The organism is Amaricoccus sp. (assembly GCF_036846665.1).
In the GTDB taxonomy this organism is placed as follows: Bacteria; Pseudomonadota; Alphaproteobacteria; order Rhodobacterales; family Rhodobacteraceae; genus Amaricoccus.
This window is the reverse complement of sequence record NZ_DAIUBO010000080.1, coordinates 1-16,063: the sequence shown is the minus strand read 5'-3', so window position 1 is coordinate 16,063 and position 16,063 is coordinate 1. Positions and strand designations below refer to the sequence as shown.

Annotated in this window: 17 protein-coding genes; 6 read left to right on the top strand and 11 right to left on the bottom strand. The window is 69.9% G+C overall.

Annotation, left to right across the window (positions count from 1 at the left end; genetic code table 11):
- Positions 1 to 161 precede the first annotated feature (161 nt).
- Positions 162 to 845 carry a lipoyl(octanoyl) transferase LipB gene (gene lipB / locus V7050_RS09765; protein WP_324364644.1) on the top strand — a complete coding sequence of 228 codons (684 nt, stop codon included), beginning with the start codon at positions 162 to 164 and terminating at the stop codon, positions 843 to 845.
- Between the two features lie 119 nt (positions 846 to 964).
- Here lipB and thrS read toward each other — a convergent pair whose 3' ends face one another.
- On the bottom strand, positions 965 to 2,932 hold the full coding sequence (gene thrS / locus V7050_RS09760; protein ID WP_324364646.1) for a threonine--tRNA ligase: 1,968 nt from the start codon (positions 2,930 to 2,932) through the stop codon (positions 965 to 967).
- A gap of 124 nt (positions 2,933 to 3,056) precedes the next feature.
- Between thrS and V7050_RS09755 the strand changes: the two genes are divergently transcribed.
- Positions 3,057 to 3,824, top strand: coding sequence for an alpha/beta hydrolase (locus V7050_RS09755; protein WP_324364648.1), 768 nt, complete (start codon positions 3,057 to 3,059; stop codon positions 3,822 to 3,824).
- A gap of 63 nt (positions 3,825 to 3,887) precedes the next feature.
- Here the strand turns inward: V7050_RS09755 and V7050_RS09750 are convergent, their stop codons facing one another.
- From V7050_RS09750 to V7050_RS09735, 4 genes are all read right to left on the bottom strand, one after another.
- Positions 3,888 to 4,058 (bottom strand): YdcH family protein, encoded by a 171-nt coding sequence (locus tag V7050_RS09750; RefSeq protein WP_324364650.1) that lies wholly within the window; start codon positions 4,056 to 4,058, stop codon positions 3,888 to 3,890.
- Between the two features lie 59 nt (positions 4,059 to 4,117).
- Positions 4,118 to 4,999 carry a DMT family transporter gene (locus V7050_RS09745; RefSeq protein ID WP_324364652.1) on the bottom strand — a complete coding sequence of 294 codons (882 nt, stop codon included), beginning with the start codon at positions 4,997 to 4,999 and terminating at the stop codon, positions 4,118 to 4,120.
- Positions 5,000 to 5,077: 78 nt separating this feature from the next.
- The gene (locus tag V7050_RS09740; RefSeq protein WP_324364654.1) at positions 5,078 to 5,860 is read right to left on the bottom strand and encodes a tRNA1(Val) (adenine(37)-N6)-methyltransferase; all 783 of its coding nucleotides are present in this window, start codon (positions 5,858 to 5,860) and stop codon (positions 5,078 to 5,080) included.
- Entirely contained in the window at positions 5,857 to 6,078 is a 222-nt protein-coding gene (locus V7050_RS09735; protein ID WP_324364656.1) for a putative signal transducing protein, read from the bottom strand. Before V7050_RS09735 ends, V7050_RS09740 begins: the two co-directional genes overlap by 4 nt.
- A gap of 48 nt (positions 6,079 to 6,126) precedes the next feature.
- Here V7050_RS09735 and V7050_RS09730 point away from each other — a divergent pair, with 48 nt between their 5' ends.
- Complete coding sequence (locus V7050_RS09730; protein WP_324364658.1) at positions 6,127 to 7,128, top strand: polyprenyl synthetase family protein; 1,002 nt, start codon at positions 6,127 to 6,129, stop codon at positions 7,126 to 7,128.
- A 271-nt stretch (positions 7,129 to 7,399) separates the two neighbouring features.
- On the opposite strand, the gene V7050_RS09725 is transcribed toward V7050_RS09730, so the two are convergent.
- The gene (locus V7050_RS09725; RefSeq protein ID WP_324373655.1) at positions 7,400 to 7,645 is read right to left on the bottom strand and encodes a hypothetical protein; all 246 of its coding nucleotides are present in this window, start codon (positions 7,643 to 7,645) and stop codon (positions 7,400 to 7,402) included.
- 81 nt (positions 7,646 to 7,726) lie between these two features.
- Here V7050_RS09725 and V7050_RS09720 point away from each other — a divergent pair, with 81 nt between their 5' ends.
- A complete protein-coding gene (locus V7050_RS09720; RefSeq protein ID WP_324410495.1) occupies positions 7,727 to 8,134 on the top strand; it encodes a hypothetical protein in 408 nt (135 codons plus the stop codon).
- Positions 8,135 to 8,230: 96 nt separating this feature from the next.
- Here V7050_RS09720 and V7050_RS09715 read toward each other — a convergent pair whose 3' ends face one another.
- The 4 genes from V7050_RS09715 to glpK form a co-directional block, all read right to left on the bottom strand.
- Complete coding sequence (locus V7050_RS09715) at positions 8,231 to 9,322, bottom strand: YcaO-like family protein (RefSeq protein ID WP_324364662.1); 1,092 nt, start codon at positions 9,320 to 9,322, stop codon at positions 8,231 to 8,233.
- Positions 9,323 to 9,343: 21 nt separating this feature from the next.
- Positions 9,344 to 10,819 (bottom strand): NAD-dependent succinate-semialdehyde dehydrogenase, encoded by a 1,476-nt coding sequence (locus V7050_RS09710; RefSeq protein WP_324364664.1) that lies wholly within the window; start codon positions 10,817 to 10,819, stop codon positions 9,344 to 9,346.
- Between the two features lie 114 nt (positions 10,820 to 10,933).
- Positions 10,934 to 11,935 carry a type I glyceraldehyde-3-phosphate dehydrogenase gene (gene gap, locus V7050_RS09705; RefSeq protein WP_324364666.1) on the bottom strand — a complete coding sequence of 334 codons (1,002 nt, stop codon included), beginning with the start codon at positions 11,933 to 11,935 and terminating at the stop codon, positions 10,934 to 10,936.
- A gap of 16 nt (positions 11,936 to 11,951) precedes the next feature.
- Positions 11,952 to 13,445 (bottom strand): glycerol kinase GlpK, encoded by a 1,494-nt coding sequence (glpK, locus tag V7050_RS09700; protein WP_324364668.1) that lies wholly within the window; start codon positions 13,443 to 13,445, stop codon positions 11,952 to 11,954.
- A gap of 147 nt (positions 13,446 to 13,592) precedes the next feature.
- On the opposite strand from glpK, the gene V7050_RS09695 reads away from it, so the two are divergent.
- Positions 13,593 to 14,372, top strand: coding sequence for a DeoR/GlpR family DNA-binding transcription regulator (locus tag V7050_RS09695; protein WP_324364670.1), 780 nt, complete (start codon positions 13,593 to 13,595; stop codon positions 14,370 to 14,372).
- An 11-nt stretch (positions 14,373 to 14,383) separates the two neighbouring features.
- Here the strand turns inward: V7050_RS09695 and V7050_RS09690 are convergent, their stop codons facing one another.
- Positions 14,384 to 15,070: a DUF2270 domain-containing protein gene (locus tag V7050_RS09690; RefSeq protein WP_324364672.1), complete on the bottom strand. Its 687-nt coding sequence runs from the start codon at positions 15,068 to 15,070 to the stop codon at positions 14,384 to 14,386.
- A 262-nt stretch (positions 15,071 to 15,332) separates the two neighbouring features.
- On the opposite strand from V7050_RS09690, the gene V7050_RS09685 reads away from it, so the two are divergent.
- Positions 15,333 to 16,063: glycerol-3-phosphate dehydrogenase (locus tag V7050_RS09685; protein WP_324410494.1), on the top strand; the 731-nt coding region annotated here is incomplete at its 3' end.

Here is a 16,063-nt window from a genome sequence, read left to right as displayed (position 1 = left end):
ACTCGAACTTCCACGGGAGTTACCCCACAGCGACCTCAACGCTGCGCGTCTACCAGTTCCGCCACGACCGCACTGGCGCGGTGTCTAGCAAGTCCCCCGGTGCTTGTGAAGCCCCGCCGGAGCGGATTATCTGGCGGTCAGATAGGAGCTTGCCGCACCCCATGCCCGACTGGATCGTCACCCCCGGACCGACCCCCTATCCCGAGGCGCTCGCCGCGATGGAGGCGCATGTGGCGGCGATGATCGCGGGGGAGGCGGAGGAGCGCGTCTGGCTGCTGGAGCATCCTTCGATCTATACCTCCGGCACCTCCGCCCGGTCCGAGGACCTGCTCGATCCCCTGCGATTCCCGGTCTATCCGGCGCGGCGCGGAGGCGAATATACCTATCACGGCCCCGGCCAGCGCGTGGCCTATGCCATGCTCGATCTCGACCGGCGCGACCGGGACGTGCGCGCCCATGTGCACCGGCTCGAGGAATGGGTGATCCGCACGCTCGCGGAATTCGGCGTGACCGGGGAGCGTCGCGCCGGGCGGGTCGGGGTCTGGGTGCCGCGCCCGGAGAAGGCGCCCGGCCCCGACGGCGCCATTGCGGAGGACAAGATCGCCGCCATCGGCGTACGGGTCCGCCGCTGGGTCGCCTTCCACGGCATCGCCATCAATGTGGAGCCGGATCTGGAGCATTTCTCCGGCATCGTGCCCTGCGGCATCCGCGGCCACGGGGTCACCAGCCTGGTCGATCTCGGCCTGCCGGTGACGATGGCGGATCTCGACGTGGCGCTCCGGCGCAGCTTCGAGGCGGTCTTCCCGGCCACGGGGAAAAGGCGTCTGCGCGCCGCGGTCTCCTGACCGCGCCGTCCGATGGGCGGGCCGGACCACGCCGTTTCCGCGAGATCCCTTCGCTTCCGGACAACGCGCGACGCCACGCCTTCCCCGGCCGTGCCCGTCGGTTCCGCGAAAGCCCGATTTCAGCGCAGATCCGGCGGCGTCGCCTCCGCCGCGAGCGCCGCCACGACAGTTTCGAGCCCCTCGACCGTGCTTTCCTTCGCGCCGAGTCGCCGCAGCGAGACCGTGCGATCGGCCATCTCGCGTCCGCCCAGGGCGAGGATGACCGGCACCTTGGCGAGGCTGTGCTCGCGGACCTTGTAGTTGATCTTCTCGTTGCGGAGATCCGCCTCGGCCCGTAGCCCGGCCGCCCTGAGCGCCGCCAGCACCTCGCGGGCGTAGCCGTCGGCATCCGAGACGATCGGTGCCACCACCACCTGGCGCGGCGCGAGCCAGAGCGGGAACCTCCCGGCATGCTCCTCGATCAGGATGCCGAGGAAGCGCTCGAAGGAGCCGAGGATCGCCCGGTGCAGCATCACCGGCCGGTGCCGCGCGCCGTCCTCGCCGACATATTCCGCGCCCAGCCGCTCGGGCAGCTGGAAATCCGCCTGGAAGGTGCCGCATTGCCATTCGCGGCCGATCGCGTCGGTCAGCTTGAAATCCAGCTTCGGCCCGTAGAAGGCGCCCTCGCCCGGATCGAGTTCGAAATCGTTGCGCACCGAGAGGATCGCGCGCTCCAGCGCGGTTTCCGCCTTGTCCCAGGTCTCGTCGGAGCCGATCCGCTTCGCGGGCCGGGTCGAGAAGCGGATGTCGAAGTTCGGGAAGCCGAGATCGCGGTAGACGCTCGAAAGCAGCCCGATGAAGGCGGTGCATTCGCTCTCGATCTGGTCCTCGGTGCAGAAGATATGCGCGTCGTCCTGGGTGAAGCCGCGCACCCGCATCAGCCCGTGCATCGAGCCCGAGGGCTCGTAGCGGTGGCAGGCGCCGAATTCCGCCAGCCGAAGCGGCAGGTCGCGGTAGGACTTGAGCCCGTGGTTGTAGACCTGGACGTGGCAGGGGCAGTTCATCGGCTTGAGCGCATTGATGCGCTTCTCCTTGGCATGCTCCTCCTCGACCTCCACCAGGAACATGTGCTCCTGATAGGCCTCCCAATGGCCCGAGGCCTCCCAGAGCTTGCGGTCGACCACCTGCGGCGTGCGGATCTCGCGGTAGCCCGCGGCGCGCAGGCGGCGGCGCATGTAATCCTCGAGCGTGCGGTAGATCGTCCAGCCGTCGGGATGCCAGAAAACCATGCCCGGCGCTTCTTCCTGCAGGTGGAAGAGCGCCATCTCGCGGCCGATGCGGCGATGGTCGCGCTTCTGCGCCTCCTCCATGCGGTGCAGATAGGCCTTGAGCTCGTCGCGGGTCCGAAAGCCGACGCCATAGATGCGCTGGAGCATCGGCCGCGACGAATCGCCGCGCCAATAGGCCCCGGCCACCGAGGTGAGCTTGAAGGCATCGGCGGGAACCTGGCCGGTATGCGCCAGATGCGGCCCGCGGCAGAGATCCTGCCAGGGCCCGTGCCAGTACATCCGGATCGGCTGGCCTTCGGGGATCGCGTCCACCAACTCGACCTTGTAGGTCTCGCCGGTCGCCTCGTAATGGCGCACCGCCCGGTCGCGGTCCCAGACCTCGAAGCGCACCGGGTCGCGGGCGGCGATGATCGCGCGCATCCGCGCCTCGATCGCGGCGAGATCCTCCGGGGTGAAGGGCTCGGCCCGGTCGAAATCGTAGTACCAGCCGTTCTCGATCACCGGACCGATGGTGACCTTCACATCCGGCCAGAGATCCTGCACGGCGCGGGCCATGATATGGGCGCAATCGTGGCGGAAGAGCTCCAGCGCCGGGGCCTCGTCCCTGGCCGTGACGATGGCGAGGGCGGCATCGTGCCCGATCGGCTCGCTCAGATCCGCGAGCCGCCCGTCGATGGTGCAGGCGAGCGCGGCCTTGGCGAGGGATTTCGAGATGTCCGCGGCGACCTCGGCCCCGGTGATCCCGGCGGGATATTGGCGGGCCGCGCCGTCGGGGAGCCTTATCGACACCTCCCGCTCGATGGGGGAAGACAGGCTCATCGTCGCTCTCCTTCGGTTTTGGCGCCTACGGAACGCCCGGGTCTCAGGTCGCGGGTGGTCTAGCCGCTGGCGCTGCGCTGTCAAGCGCGTTGCCGCGATCCGCGGGGCCTGCTACCAGCCGGGCATGGATGGCACGTTTCTCGATCTGCCCGGCGGCCGCCGCATCGCCTATGCGCTGACCCGGGGCGTCGCGCCGGGGGTGGTCTTTCTCTGCGGCTTCCATTCCGACATGACCGGTACCAAGGCGCAGTTCCTCGAGGAAAGGGCGCGGGCGCGGGGTCGGGGCTACCTGCGCTTCGACTACACCGGGCACGGCGCCTCCTCGGGAGACTTCGCGGCGGGCTCCATCGGCGACTGGGCGCAGGATGCCGCCGAGACGATCGCGGCGCTGACCGAAGGGCCACAGATCCTGGTCGGCTCGAGCATGGGCGGCTGGATCGCGCTCCTGCTCGCCCGCGACATGCCGGAGCGGGTGGCGGGGCTGGTCGGCATTGCCGCGGCGCCTGATTTCACCGAGGATTCGATCTGGGCGGGGCTCGATGCCGCCGGGCGGGCGCGCCTGCTCGCCGAGGGCGCCGTCGAGATGCCCTCGGACGAGGACGAGCCCTGGCCGATCACCCGGCGGTTGATCGAGGACGGACGGGAGCGGCTGGTGCTGCGCGCGCCGCTCGCCCTGCCGTTTCCGGTGCGGCTGTTGCAGGGCAGCGCCGATGCGGACGTGCCGCTCGCGGTGCCGCTGCGCCTGATGGCCCATGCCGCTTGCGCCGATCTACGGCTGACGGTCGTGAAGGATGCCGATCACCGGTTCAGCGCGCCGGCGAACCTCGATCTCATCGACCGGACGATCGAGGAGCTTGTCGGGACGATCTCGGCGGATGGTCCCGGGGAATGATTCGCGACAAGCGCCGCCCCATGCGCAAGGCGCGCCTCGGGGCGGCGTCCAATCGGAGTGCGATCAGTGCTCCGCGGAAAGGCGGACGATCTCTTCCTTGATGTGAAGTTTCTTGAGCTTGAGTTGCTTGATGTTCAGGTCGTCGGCAGCGGGATTGCGCTGTTCGGCCTCGATGATCTCAGAGAGCGCCTGATGCTTCTTGCGAAGCTCGGTCAGGTGGGAACTCAGGCTCATGCTTTACCTCCGTTTCCGATGGGACGACCGGAGCAGTAAATCACGGATCAGCTGGTCTGTCACGCCGCGCGGGGGCGGATCCTCAATGCCACGGAAAGGTTCAGGCGCCGCGGATCGGCGAGCGTCACCAGGCCGCCGGCGGCGATGGCGAAGAGGCCCGCCAGGCTCGCGGCGCCAATGCTTTCGCCGAACCAGAAGAAGCCCACGGCCATGGCCGTCAACAGGTTGAAATAGAGGAAGGGCGCGAGGATCGTCGCATCGGCCCGCTGATAGGCGGCGACGGTCAGGAAATGGCAGATCGCCGAGACCCCGCCGAGCGCGATCGCGCCCAGGAACAGCGCCGGCGTCAGCACGGGCAGGCCGGTCGACAGCGCGAAGGGCGCGATCAGCCCGGCGCCGAGCAGCGACTGCACCGCCAGCGTCGAGAGCGCGTCGGTCCGGCTCTTGGCACCGCGCGTCGCGGCGAGATAGGTGCCGAGCAGGGCGCCACCGATCAGCGCGAAGACGCAGCCGAGCTCCAGCCCCGCCTCGGGGCGCAGCAGGACCGCGGCGCCGAGGAAGCTGATCGCCGAGCCGGCGAGCCGCGTGGATGTGGGCGGCTCGCGCCAGACGAGAATCCCCAGGAGGCCAGACACGATCGGTGCGATCAGGAAACCGCCCACCGCCTTGGCCATGGGCACCATCCCGAGCGCGGAGATCAGCGCCGTCATCGCGCCCATGATCAGCGCGGTCCGCAGCAGCTGGCCCAGCCGGTCGCCGCGGGCGATCTCGATCCTGCGGCCGGTGGAGCGCGCGATGGCGAGCGCGATGGTGCCGGCCGTCAGGTAGCGCAGGAAGGCGATCATCATCGGGGTGTGCTCGGCCGAGAGGATCTTGGCCACGCCGTCCACCGCCGGGGTCAACAACATCGCGAGGATGAGAAAGCAGACGCCCGACTGCATCACCAGATACTCCCGATGGACCTCGGCCCCGGCCCGTGCCGGACACCTGTTGGTTGAGGTTACCGGGTGTTTACCACTTTAACGTGCATTCGGCAAGATCCCGCCTATGGCGAGTTCTTTCATGTCCCGCAGAACAGCTTCAGCCCGTTCCGTATAGTCGTTTCCGTCGCGCAGGTGCGCATTTCCTCTATGAAGAGTTAATGGGTAATGAAGAACTAATGCGGTCCGCCGCGCCTTGCGCGCACGCACCAGGATCCTTCCGGCGGGCCGACCCTCGCGCGCGGCGAGCGGCAGGACTTCCACGGCACCGCATCCCTTCTCGAGCGCGGCAAGAATTTCTCCCAGGCGGGCGCTCCGCTGGATGATCGTGATCGTCCCGCCCGGGCGCAGCCGCCGGACCCCGGTCGCGATCCATTCGGCGAGTCCGGCCGCCCCCTCGCGATGCGCCGCGTCGCGCCCGGCGTCGCGCGCCGGCGTCGCCGCCCCGGCGCCGTGATAGGGCGGGTTGAGCAGCACATGGTTGAAGTCGAGCGCGCGCAGCGCCCCCGGCATCGCCCGCAGATCCCCCTCGTGGACCATCATCGCGATCGCGTTCTCCCGCGCGTTGCGGCGCGCGAGCCCGGCATAGGCGGGCTGGATCTCGAGGCCATGCAGCTCGATCCCCGGCACGCGCCGCGCGAGGCAAAGCCCGGCGGTGCCCGCGCCGCAGCCCAGATCGAGCACCCGTTCGCCCTCCCGCGCCGGCACGAAGGCCGCGAGCAGCACCGGATCGGTGGCGGCGCGGTAGCCGCTGCGCGGCTGCCAGACATGCAGCCGCCCGCCGAGCATCGCATCGCGGCTCAGCCCCGCCCCGGGTGTCATGCCGGCGTCAGATCCTCGATCCCGTTGTCGCGAAGGATCGCCCGCGCGCGGAAGGCGTCGCGGTCGGCCACCACCAGCCGCCGCGGAAAGAGGCCGATGCCGCCTTCGAGCACGCTCATGTGGACGTCCAGAACGAAGCAGTCTATAGCCTCGCCACGCAGCAGCGCCGTGCTGAAAGCAACGATCGTTGGGTCGCTGGTCCGCAGGATCTCCTTCATCCGCGGAAGATTAGTGAACGCCCGGGCAGAGGTCGAGAGTCAGGACAGATGAACACGCCCGCGCCCGTCGAGACGCCGATCGAACGCCTCCTCGCAATGCTCGCCGTGGACATGGACGGCGTCGCCGGGCTGATCCGCGAGCGCATGGCCAGCCGGCACGCGCCGCGCATCCCGGAGGTGACGGCGCATCTGGTCGGCGCCGGCGGCAAGCGGCTGCGCCCGCTGCTCACGCTGGCCGCGGCCCGGCTCTGCGGCTACCGCGGCGCCGACCATCTCAAGCTGGCGGCGACGGTGGAGTTCATCCACACCGCCACGCTCCTGCACGACGACGTGGTGGACGAGAGCGCGCGCCGGCGCGGCCGGCCGACCGCCAACCTGCTCTGGGACAACAAGTCGAGCGTGCTCGTCGGGGATTACCTCTTCGCCCGGGCCTTCCAGCTCATGGTGGAGCCCGGCAACCTGCAGGTGCTCGACATCCTGTCGAACGCCGCGGCGGTGATCGCCGAGGGCGAGGTCCTGCAGCTGACCGCCGCGGCCAATCTCGCGACCGACGAGGCGGTGTATCTGCAGGTGATCCGCGGCAAGACCGCGGCGCTCTTCTCGGCTGCCACCGAGGCCGGCGCGGTGATCGCCGGGGCGGAGCCGGAGGCCGTGCGCGCGCTCCGCGACTATGGCGACGCGCTCGGCATCGCCTTCCAGATCGCCGACGACCTTCTCGACTACCGCGGCACCGACGACCGGCTCGGCAAGAACGTCGGCGACGATTTCCGGGAGCGCAAGATGTCGCTGCCGGTAATCCGCGCGCTCGCGCAGGCCGATGCGGCCGAACGCGGCTTCTGGGTGCGGGTGATCGAGAAGGGCGAGCAGCGTGAGGGCGACCTCGCGGCGGCCATGGCGATCATGGCCCGCCATGGCAGCCTCGACAGCACCCGCGACACCGCGCTCGACCACGCCGCGCGCGCCCGTTCTGCGCTGTCGCCGCTGCCCGAGGGACCGATCCGCGCGCAGCTGGCCGATCTCGCGGATTTCGTGGTCGCGCGGCTGGTGTGAGCCTGGCACCGGCGCGCGGTGTCGCCGGGCTTCCGCGCGGCACACCAATCCCTTGTCCGGACCGATGCCACCTCCGTCGGCCGGGGCACGGCGGGAGACGCGGGAGAGGCCGCGCCGCCGCCCGGAGGCGGCACGACCGTCCGGCCGGAGCATGAAGACGATCGCTCGCCGCGCGCATCCGCCTGGGTCGGCAGGGGGGAATTCACGTTTTTTTCACACCCGGAAGAGCCGGGAGGCGGCATCTGTCACGCGGGCGTGATGGGCGGCGGTGTTACTGGGTCGCGTTCAGAAGCGAAAGATCCAGGGCATGCACTACGAAAGCGATCATCCTCTCCCCGCCGGGATCCCGGATGGACCGCGGCCGGTCGGGCGCCATGCCGAAGGGTTCTTCGCCGATGTTCCCGGCGGGCGGGCCGAGCCGACCGTCGGCGAGCGTTTCGTCCTGCGCGACCTGTTTGACCAGTTGCATGGCGGTGCGGCGCCGCTCCGATCTCCGACCGATCGGGCGAACACGCAATGCCCGGTGTCCCTTACGGAAGTTTCGCGCAGGACGAAACCCGAACCGGCCGGAACCGGTGCCGAAAGAGGAGGGTCAGACATGTTCGAGGCGCAGCCGTGTGGGGCGAGGAAACTGAAGGAGCCGATCGAAGTGACGGATTATGTGGGCATGGGCAGCGTGGTCGCCGATTGGTCGACGGGCCGGCGCGCCCTGCCGCGCGACGTGGGCGAGTTGCGCGTCCAGCTTGACGGGATCGCGACGGTCTCCGATCGGGTCACCGAGCTCGAATTCGTGCAGGGAACCTCTGAGAAGCTCGTCATCCGGCTCCCGGTCCGCGAGATGATCGAGGCGAGCATCGACGCCATGACCGACCCGATGGCCGAGGGGCGCTATCCCCTGCCGCAGTTCTACGACGACTATCACCGACCGGGGATCGCGCCGATCATGACCCCGATCGACATCCTTTTCGCCCGCGTGGGCGATTACACCATCGCCCAGTGCAAATGATGCACCGGGCTCCGCCGCAGACCGTTGCGTCCGGTTTGCTTCCTCCCTGACCGACTCGGCGGCTGCTCAACCCAGCCGCCGTTTTTTCTTTCGCGCTCACATCAGCGGCGCGACGGTGCCGGGCGCGCCGTGTCTCGCCGCGCCGCCGCCGGGAAACGGCCGGAGGCCCGTGGCGAGGACCTTCGCCACGGCGAGCCCGCCGGGCGGGCCGGCGAGATCCACGGCGAAGGCGCGGCGCCCCGCCGAGGCGAGATGCGCGACGAGATCGTCGAGGCCGGAGAGCCGCAGCCCTGGCGGTTCCGCCGCCGAGGGGGAGAGGCAGGCGAAGGATCCGGGATCGAGCGCCGCGCGCCGCAGCACGCCCAGGTCGTCGGCCGTCGATGCCTCGCGCGCCGCGCGGTAGCGGGCGAGGTCCAGGGCGATCTCCATCTGCAGGAGCTCGATGGTCGCGCCGGCCGCCGCGGTCGGCGCATCCAGCGCGGCCTTGAAGCCGAAGGCCAGCCCGCCCCCGGCCGCATCCCGCGACAGGGCGCAGACCACCGGAACTCCCACCGGCGAGACCAGCGCGAGGAATTCGGTCTCGCGCAAAGCCGGCGCGCCGGCGCGCAGGCGGGCGAGCCGTGCCTCGGCATCGGCGAGAACGGAAGGCGCGAGTCCGGCCGGCCGCCTGCCGTCGAGCCACCAGGACGCGACCGCGTCGCGCTCGATCAGTTCCAGAAGCCCCGCCAGGCGCGCGGCCTCGCGGTCGATGCCGGCCGCGAGCCCGGGGCCGAAGACGGGTGCCGCGGCGTCCGGCGGGCGGAGGAAGACCCCGAGCGCCCGGCCGGCGGCGAGATCGACGGCCGCGACCCGGCCGCCCTCCCGGGAGGGGCGCCAGAGCGCGTCGATCTCCGGATCGCCCGGCAGGCGCGACGCCGCCGCGCCCGCGCGCGCCGCGATCACCTCCGCGGCCTCGCCCGCGAGCCGCGCGCCGGCCTCGAGCACATCGGCGCCGCCGCCGCCCACGGCGATCCCGTCGAGCGAACCGGCGAGATAGACGAAGCCCGGTGCGGCGGCATTCGGCAGGGCCGCGACCCAGTCGAGCCGGCTCAGCGACGGCCACAGGCGCGCGGCCGGCGCCCCGGGCCCGAGCGCATCGCGAAGGCGGGCCAGGCTTTCCGGGATCGCGATGGGCGGCGGCGGGGCCAAGGCCGGCGGCCCCGGGCGGCGTCAGACGCTCATGCAGAGATACTTGATCTCCAGGTAATCCTCGATGCCGTGGCTCGATCCCTCGCGCCCGAGCCCCGATTGCTTGACGCCGCCGAAGGGTGCGACCTCGGTGGAGATCAGCCCGGTGTTGATGCCGACCATGCCGTATTCCAGCGCCTCGGCCACGCGCCAGACCCGGCTGAGGTCGCGGGCGTAGAAATAGGAGGCCAGCCCGAAGATCGTGTCGTTGGCCTGCTCGATCACGTCCTCCTCGGTCTCGAAGCGGAAGAGCGGCGCGACGGGCCCGAAGGTCTCGTCGTTGGCGACCATCATGTCGCGGGTGACGCCGGTCAGGATCGTCGGCTCGAAGAAGGTGCCGCCGAGCGAATGCCGCTTGCCGCCCATCTTGATCTGCGCGCCCTTGGAGGTCGCGTCGGCGATGTGCTCCTCGACCTTCCTGACCGCGTCGGCGGAGATCAGCGGGCCGGTGGTCACTCCGGCGTCGAAGCCGTCGCCCACATGCATCTGCCCGACCTTCTGCGACAGGCGATGGGCGAAGTCGTCGTAGATCCCGGACTGGACGTAGATGCGGTTGGCACAGACGCAAGTCTGGCCGTTGTTGCGGTATTTAGAGATCATCGCGCCCTCGACGGCGGCGTCGATGTCGGCGTCGTCGAAGACGATGAAGGGCGCGTTGCCGCCCAGTTCCATCGACATCTTCAGCACCTGTTCGGCGCCCTGCCGGAGCAGGATGCGGCCGACCTCGGTCGAGCCGGTGAAGGTGAGCTTGCGGACCTTGGGGTGGGCGCAGAACACCTGCCCGACCTTCGCGCTCGACTTGGAGGTGACGACGCTCAAGACGCCCTTGGGCAGGCCGGCGCGCTCGGCCAGCACCGCCATGGCCAGGGCCGAGAGCGGCGTCTCGCCGGCCGGCTTGGCGACGAAGCCGCAGCCGACCGCGAGCGCCGGGCCGACCTTGCGGGCGATCATCGCATTGGGGAAGTTCCAGGGCGTGATCGAGGTGGCGACCCCGATCGGCTGCTTGATGACCAGAATGCGCTGGTCGCGCTGGTGGCCGGGGATCGTCTCGCCATAGACGCGCTTGGCCTCTTCCGAAAACCATTCGATGAAGGAGGCGCCATAGAGGATCTCGCCCCTGGCCTCGGCCAGCGGCTTGCCCATCTCCGCCGTCAGGATCGCGGCGAGGTCGTCGGCATTGGCGACCATCAGATCGTACCATTTGCGCAGCACCGCGGCGCGTTCCTTGCCGGTCCGGGCCGCCCATTCCCGGCGGGCCTCGTCCGCCGCGTCGATCGCGCGCGCGACCTCCGATTCGTCGAGGTCGGGCACCGTGCAGATCGTGTCGCCCCGTGCCGGATTGGTCACCGGGAACGACTTGCCGCTCGCCGCCGCCACCCATTCGCCGGCCACGAAGGCCTTGTCGCGGAGGAGGTCGGGATCGGCGAGGCGGGATTTGAGGTCAGTGTGGTCGAGCATGTCTACGCTCCTTCTGGCGACAGTCAGCTATCTGCGGCGCCCCGTGACGCGACCGTCCGCGGATGCGCGCGCCCGCGGACGGAACCGGATCGAGGGGCGGCCCCTCCGCAGGCGTCAGATGAGCTTGCCCAAAGCCACGGCGGTATCGGACATCCGCGAGGAGAAGCCCCATTCGTTGTCGTACCAGGTCAGGATGCGGCAGAAGGTGCCGTCCATGACCTTGGTCTGGTCCATGTGGAACACCGAGGAATGCGGGTCGTGGTTGAAGTCCGACGACACGAGCTTCTCGGTGGTGAAGCCGAGGATGCCCGCGAGCGGACCCTCGGCGGCGGCCTTGATCGCGCCGTTGATCTCGTCGACCGAGGTCTCGCGGCTCGCGATGAACTTAAAATCCACCACCGAGACGTTCGGGGTCGGCACCCGGATCGCCACGCCGTCGAGCTTGCCGTTCAGCTCCGGCAGCACGAGGCCGACGGCCTTGGCCGCGCCCGTCGAGGTCGGGATCATCGAGAGCGCCGCGGCGCGGCCGCGGTAGAGATCCTTGTGCAGCGTATCGAGCGTCGGCTGGTCGCCGGTATAGCTGTGGATCGTGGTCATGAAGCCCTTGTCGATCCCGATGGCATTGTTGAGCACGAAGGCCACGGGCGCGAGGCAGTTCGTGGTGCAGGAGGCGTTGGAGATCACCAGATCGTCCTTGGTCAGCGCCTTGTCGTTGACCCCGTAGACGATGGTCTTGTCCGCCCCGCTCGCCGGCGCCGAGACGATCACCCGCTTCGAGCCGTTCTCCAGATGCATCGCCGCCCTCGCCCGGTCGGTGAAGATGCCGGTGCATTCCAGGGCGACGTCGATGTCCTTCCAGGGCAGCGCCTTGGGATCGCGCTCGGCGGTGACCTTGATCGGCCCCCGGCCCACGTCGATGGTGTCGCCGTCCACGGTCACCTTGCCGGGAAAGCGGCCGTGCACCGAATCGTAGCGCACCAGATGCGCGTTGGTCTCCACCGGCCCGAGGTCGTTGATCGCCACCACCTCGATGTCCGTGCGGCCCGATTCGATGATCGCGCGCAGCACGTTCCGGCCGATCCGTCCGAAACCGTTGATGCCTACCTTTACCGCCATGCTCACTTTCCCTTGCTCAAGTGCGACGCGTCAGCGTCCTGCCGACCGCGTCCCGCCACCCCGCATATCGCGCCTCGCGCGCCGCTTCCTCCATCCGGGGTTCGAACCGGCGATCGAGGGCCCAGCCACGGGCGAACTCGCCCGGCCCCGGATACAGGCCCGCGCGCCAGCCCGCAAGCCATGCCGCCCCGAGCGCCGTGGTCTCCTGCACCTTCGGCCGGTCCACCGGCGCGCCCAGCATGTCGGCGAGGAACTGCATCGTCCAGTCCGAGGCGCTCATGCCGCCGTCCACCCGCAGGACTGCCTCCCCCCCGCCGCCCTGCCAGTCGTCCCGCATCGCCTCCCAGAGATCGCGGGTCTGGAAGCCGACGCTCTCCAGCGCGGCGCGGGCGAATTCCGCCGGCCCCGAGCCGCGGGTCAGCCCGAAGACCGCGCCCCGGCAGTCGGCGTCCCAATAGGGCGCCCCGAGGCCGGTGAAGGCCGGCACCAGATAGAGGTGATGCTCCGGGTCGGCGGATTCGGCCAGGGCCTGGGTCTCGGAGGCGCTGCGGATGATCTTCAGCCCGTCGCGCAGCCATTGCACCACGGCGCCGGCGATGAAGATCGAGCCCTCCAGCGCATAGGTCGGCCGCCCGTCGAACTGGTAGGCGATGGTGCCGAGCAGCCGGTTGCGGCTCTCGACCGGCGCCTCGCCGGTGTTGAGCAGTGCGAAGCAGCCGGTGCCATAGGTCGATTTCATCATGCCCGGCTCGAAGCAGGCCTGGCCCACCGTCGCCGCCTGCTGGTCGCCGGCGACCCCGAGGATCGGGACGGCGCGGCCGAGCAGGTCGGGCGCCGTGGTGCCGAAATCGGCCGCACAATCGAACACCTCCGGCAGCATGGTCCGGGGAATGTCGAGGAGCGCGCAGATCTCCGCGTCCCAGCGCCCCTCGCGGGTGTTGTAGAGCAGCGTGCGCGCGGCATTGGTCGCGTCGGTCACATGCATCCTGCCGCCGGTCAGCCGCCACATCAGGTAGCAATCGACCGTGCCGAAGAGCAGCTCGCCCGCCTCGGCCTGCGCCCGCGCCCCCTCGATGCTGTCGAGCAGCCATTTCAGCTTGGTGCCGGAGAAATAGGGATCGAGCAGGAGGCCGGTGCGCGCCGTCACCGCCGGCTCGTGGCCCTCTTCGCGCAGCCGCGCGCAGATCCCGGCGGTGCGGCGGTCCTGCCAGACGATCGCCCGGTGCAGCGGCGCGCCGGTGCGCCGGTTCCAGACCAGCGTGGTCTCGCGCTGGTTGGTGATGCCGATGGCGGCGATTTCCTCGGCGCCGATCCCCGCCTTCGCCACCGCCTCGCGGCAGGTGGCCGCCACCGTGGACCAGAGATCCTCGGGCTCGTGCTCGACCCAGCCGGAGCGGGGGAAATGCTGCGCGAATTCCTCCTGGGCGCTGGCGACGACCCGCAGCTCCTGGTCGAAGAGAATGGCGCGGCTCGAGGTCGTCCCCTGGTCGATGGCCAGCACGTGCGACATCGGCTCCCTCCCCTTGCGCGCCGCCGGCGCCGGCGGCTCGTCCCTTCATAGGCCGCCCGGGCGCCGAGGTCACGCGCAAGGAAATTGCGCGCGCTTGCAAGCCCGTGGCCCCGGATCTAGAAGGGGAAATCCGCAGCGAAGTCACGCATGGCCCAGAACTTCCGCCATTCCGAGATCCTGACGATCGCGCGCGAGACGGGAAAGGTCACGGTCGAGGGCCTCGCGGCCAAGTTCAACGTGACCGCCCAGACGATCCGCCGGGATCTGACCGAGCTCTGCGACATCGGCCAGCTGACCCGCGTGCATGGCGGCGCCATGATCCCCTCGGGCGTGATCGCGCTGGGCTACGAGGACCGGCGCAGTCTCGCCTCGGCCGAGAAGGACGCCATGGCGCGGCTCGTCGCCGAGCAGATCCCCGACGGCGTCTCGATCTTCCTCAACGTCGGCACCACCACCGAGGCCGTGGCGCGCGCGCTCTTGAAGCACCGCAACCTGATGGTGGTGACCAACAACCTCAACGTCGCCAATATCCTCGCCACCTCGCCCAATTCCGAGGTGATCGTCACCGGCGGCATCCTGCGTCGCTCGGACGGGGCGCTGGTGGGCGACGTGACCGCCGAGTTCATCGGCCAGTTCAAGGTGGATTACGCCGTCATCGCCTCGGCGGCGGTCGATCCGGACGGCTCGCTGCTCGACTACGATTTCCGCGAGGTGCGGGTGGCGCAGGCGATCATCAAGAACGCGCGCAAGAGCTACCTCGTCGCCGACCACACCAAGTTCAAGATGGCCGCGCCGGTGCGCATCGCGAGCCTCGCCGAGCTCGACGGCTTCTTCACCGACGTCACGCCGCCGAAATCCATCGTGCGGCTCTGCGCCGACAGCGACGTCTTCGTCCGCACCGTGGAGCACAGCGCCCGGGCGCGCTGAGCCGCCGCCGTTCAGGCGATCGAGATCAGCTTGTGCCGGCCGCGGTGGCGTTTCTCGATCCGCAGGGTGATCAGCGCGACCGCCAGCCAGCCGCCATGGAAGACCAGTCCGGCGAGCACGACCACGAGCCCCGGCAGCGGCCCGATCGCCGCGCGGTCGACGAATTCGGTCCAGCTCGTCACCGGAGTGGGATGGATGGCGAGCTTGCCGTAATAGGCCACCGCCTGCACGGTCAGGATATAGGCGTAGTTCTTGCGCAGCCGCCGACCGATGGAGCGCAGCTCGCTGATGTGGAAATGCGGCCGGATGTAATCCTGGGCCAGCAGCGTGTTCCATTTCCCGTCGCGGCCGTAATCCTCGCCCCGCAGCATCGGCCCGAAGAGATCCGTTTCCATCAGCCGGCAGCGCGCCCGCCAGACGTTGAAATAGCGGTAGCGGCGGGATTCGAAGAGCAGGAAGACCACGACCAGGAGCCCCACCAGGATCAGCGGCAGCGGCGAGGCCTCGGGCCCGGCGAAGGTGAGCGACAGCGCCAGCCCGGTGGTGACGACGGCCCAGTTGGTCGTATGGTCGAGGCGCGAGCGCCAGATCGTGCTGCGGTAGACCTCGCCGCGATAGAGATGCGCCAGCGCGCCGAGTTCTGCCGCCGTGAAAGCCTTCTCCTCGCCGCCGCTGGACGCGGTCGACCGCTCGCCCATGATCCGTCCTCCACTGTCCCGGCGCCACTATGCCATCGCTTCGCGGGGAGTTCACGGACCTTGTTCGCCGACGCTCGCCGCCGCCGGGCAGGGGAATTGCATCCGGTCACGCGACCCAATGCGTGCGAGTTCCGTCCGAGTCCAGCGTCACCACCCCGCCTGGCGGGCACCGCCGGGCAGCGATCGCCCCGGCCCCGTTGACCGCCCGCCCCCGCGACTTCATCATTGCCCCGCAAGCGGCCGGATTTGCGGAGGGGCGCCAGTGGATCAGCGGAACGCGGCGGATTTCGACCTCTTCGTCATCGGCGGCGGGGTCAACGGCTGCGGCATCGCCCGGGACGCCTCCGGTCGCGGGCTGCGGGTCGGGCTCGCGGAGCAGGGCGATCTCGCGCAGGCGACCTCCTCGGCCTCGACCAAGCTATTCCACGGTGGCTTGCGCTATCTGGAATATTACGAGTTCCGGCTGGTGCGCGAGGCGCTGATCGAGCGCGAGACCCTGCTCGTGGCCATGCCGCATATCAGCTGGCCGCTCCGCTTCGTCCTGCCGCATCACGACGGCCTGCGGCCGGCCTGGCTGCTGCGCCTCGGGCTCTTTCTCTACGACCATCTCGGCGGGCGGAAGATCCTGCCGCCGGCCCGCAGCCTCGACCTGCACGAAGATCCGGCCGGCGCACCGCTCAAGCCCGGCTACGGCAAGGCCTTCGAATACTCCGACTGCTGGGTGGAGGATGCGCGGCTGGTGGTGCTGCTCGCCCGCGACGCCGCCCGCCGCGGCGCGGAGATCCTGCCGCGGACGAAATGCCTCGCCGCCCGCCGGGACGAGGGCCTCTGGCGGATCCGGCTCCGCGAGGCCGGGGGGGCGGAACGGGAGGTCACCTCCCGCGCCCTCGTCAACGCCGGCGGGCCCTGGGTCGGGCGCATCATCGCCGAGACCTTGGCGATCGAGTCGAGCGGGCGGGTGCTCCTCGCGCGCGGCAGGCATATCCTGACCCG

Excerpts from the sequence above, each read along its gene's own strand:
- V7050_RS09695 (WP_324364670.1), top strand. The coding sequence starts at position 13,593 with ATGGCCCAGAACTTCCGCCATTCCGAGATCCTGACGATCGCGCGCGAG.
- V7050_RS09750 (WP_324364650.1), bottom strand. The coding sequence starts at position 4,058 with ATGAGCCTGAGTTCCCACCTGACCGAGCTTCGCAAGAAGCATCAGGCG.
- V7050_RS09745 (WP_324364652.1), bottom strand. The coding sequence starts at position 4,999 with ATGCAGTCGGGCGTCTGCTTTCTCATCCTCGCGATGTTGTTGACCCCG.
- V7050_RS09730 (WP_324364658.1), top strand. The coding sequence starts at position 6,127 with ATGAACACGCCCGCGCCCGTCGAGACGCCGATCGAACGCCTCCTCGCA.
- V7050_RS09755 (WP_324364648.1), top strand. The coding sequence starts at position 3,057 with ATGGATGGCACGTTTCTCGATCTGCCCGGCGGCCGCCGCATCGCCTAT.
- V7050_RS09740 (WP_324364654.1), bottom strand. The coding sequence starts at position 5,860 with ATGACACCCGGGGCGGGGCTGAGCCGCGATGCGATGCTCGGCGGGCGG.
- V7050_RS09720 (WP_324410495.1), top strand. The coding sequence starts at position 7,727 with ATGTTCGAGGCGCAGCCGTGTGGGGCGAGGAAACTGAAGGAGCCGATC.
- V7050_RS09735 (WP_324364656.1), bottom strand. The coding sequence starts at position 6,078 with ATGAAGGAGATCCTGCGGACCAGCGACCCAACGATCGTTGCTTTCAGC.
- thrS (WP_324364646.1), bottom strand. The coding sequence starts at position 2,932 with ATGAGCCTGTCTTCCCCCATCGAGCGGGAGGTGTCGATAAGGCTCCCC.
- lipB (WP_324364644.1), top strand. The coding sequence starts at position 162 with ATGCCCGACTGGATCGTCACCCCCGGACCGACCCCCTATCCCGAGGCG.
- V7050_RS09710 (WP_324364664.1), bottom strand. The coding sequence starts at position 10,819 with ATGCTCGACCACACTGACCTCAAATCCCGCCTCGCCGATCCCGACCTC.
- V7050_RS09690 (WP_324364672.1), bottom strand. The coding sequence starts at position 15,070 with ATGGGCGAGCGGTCGACCGCGTCCAGCGGCGGCGAGGAGAAGGCTTTC.
- gap (WP_324364666.1), bottom strand. The coding sequence starts at position 11,935 with ATGGCGGTAAAGGTAGGCATCAACGGTTTCGGACGGATCGGCCGGAAC.
- glpK (WP_324364668.1), bottom strand. The coding sequence starts at position 13,445 with ATGTCGCACGTGCTGGCCATCGACCAGGGGACGACCTCGAGCCGCGCC.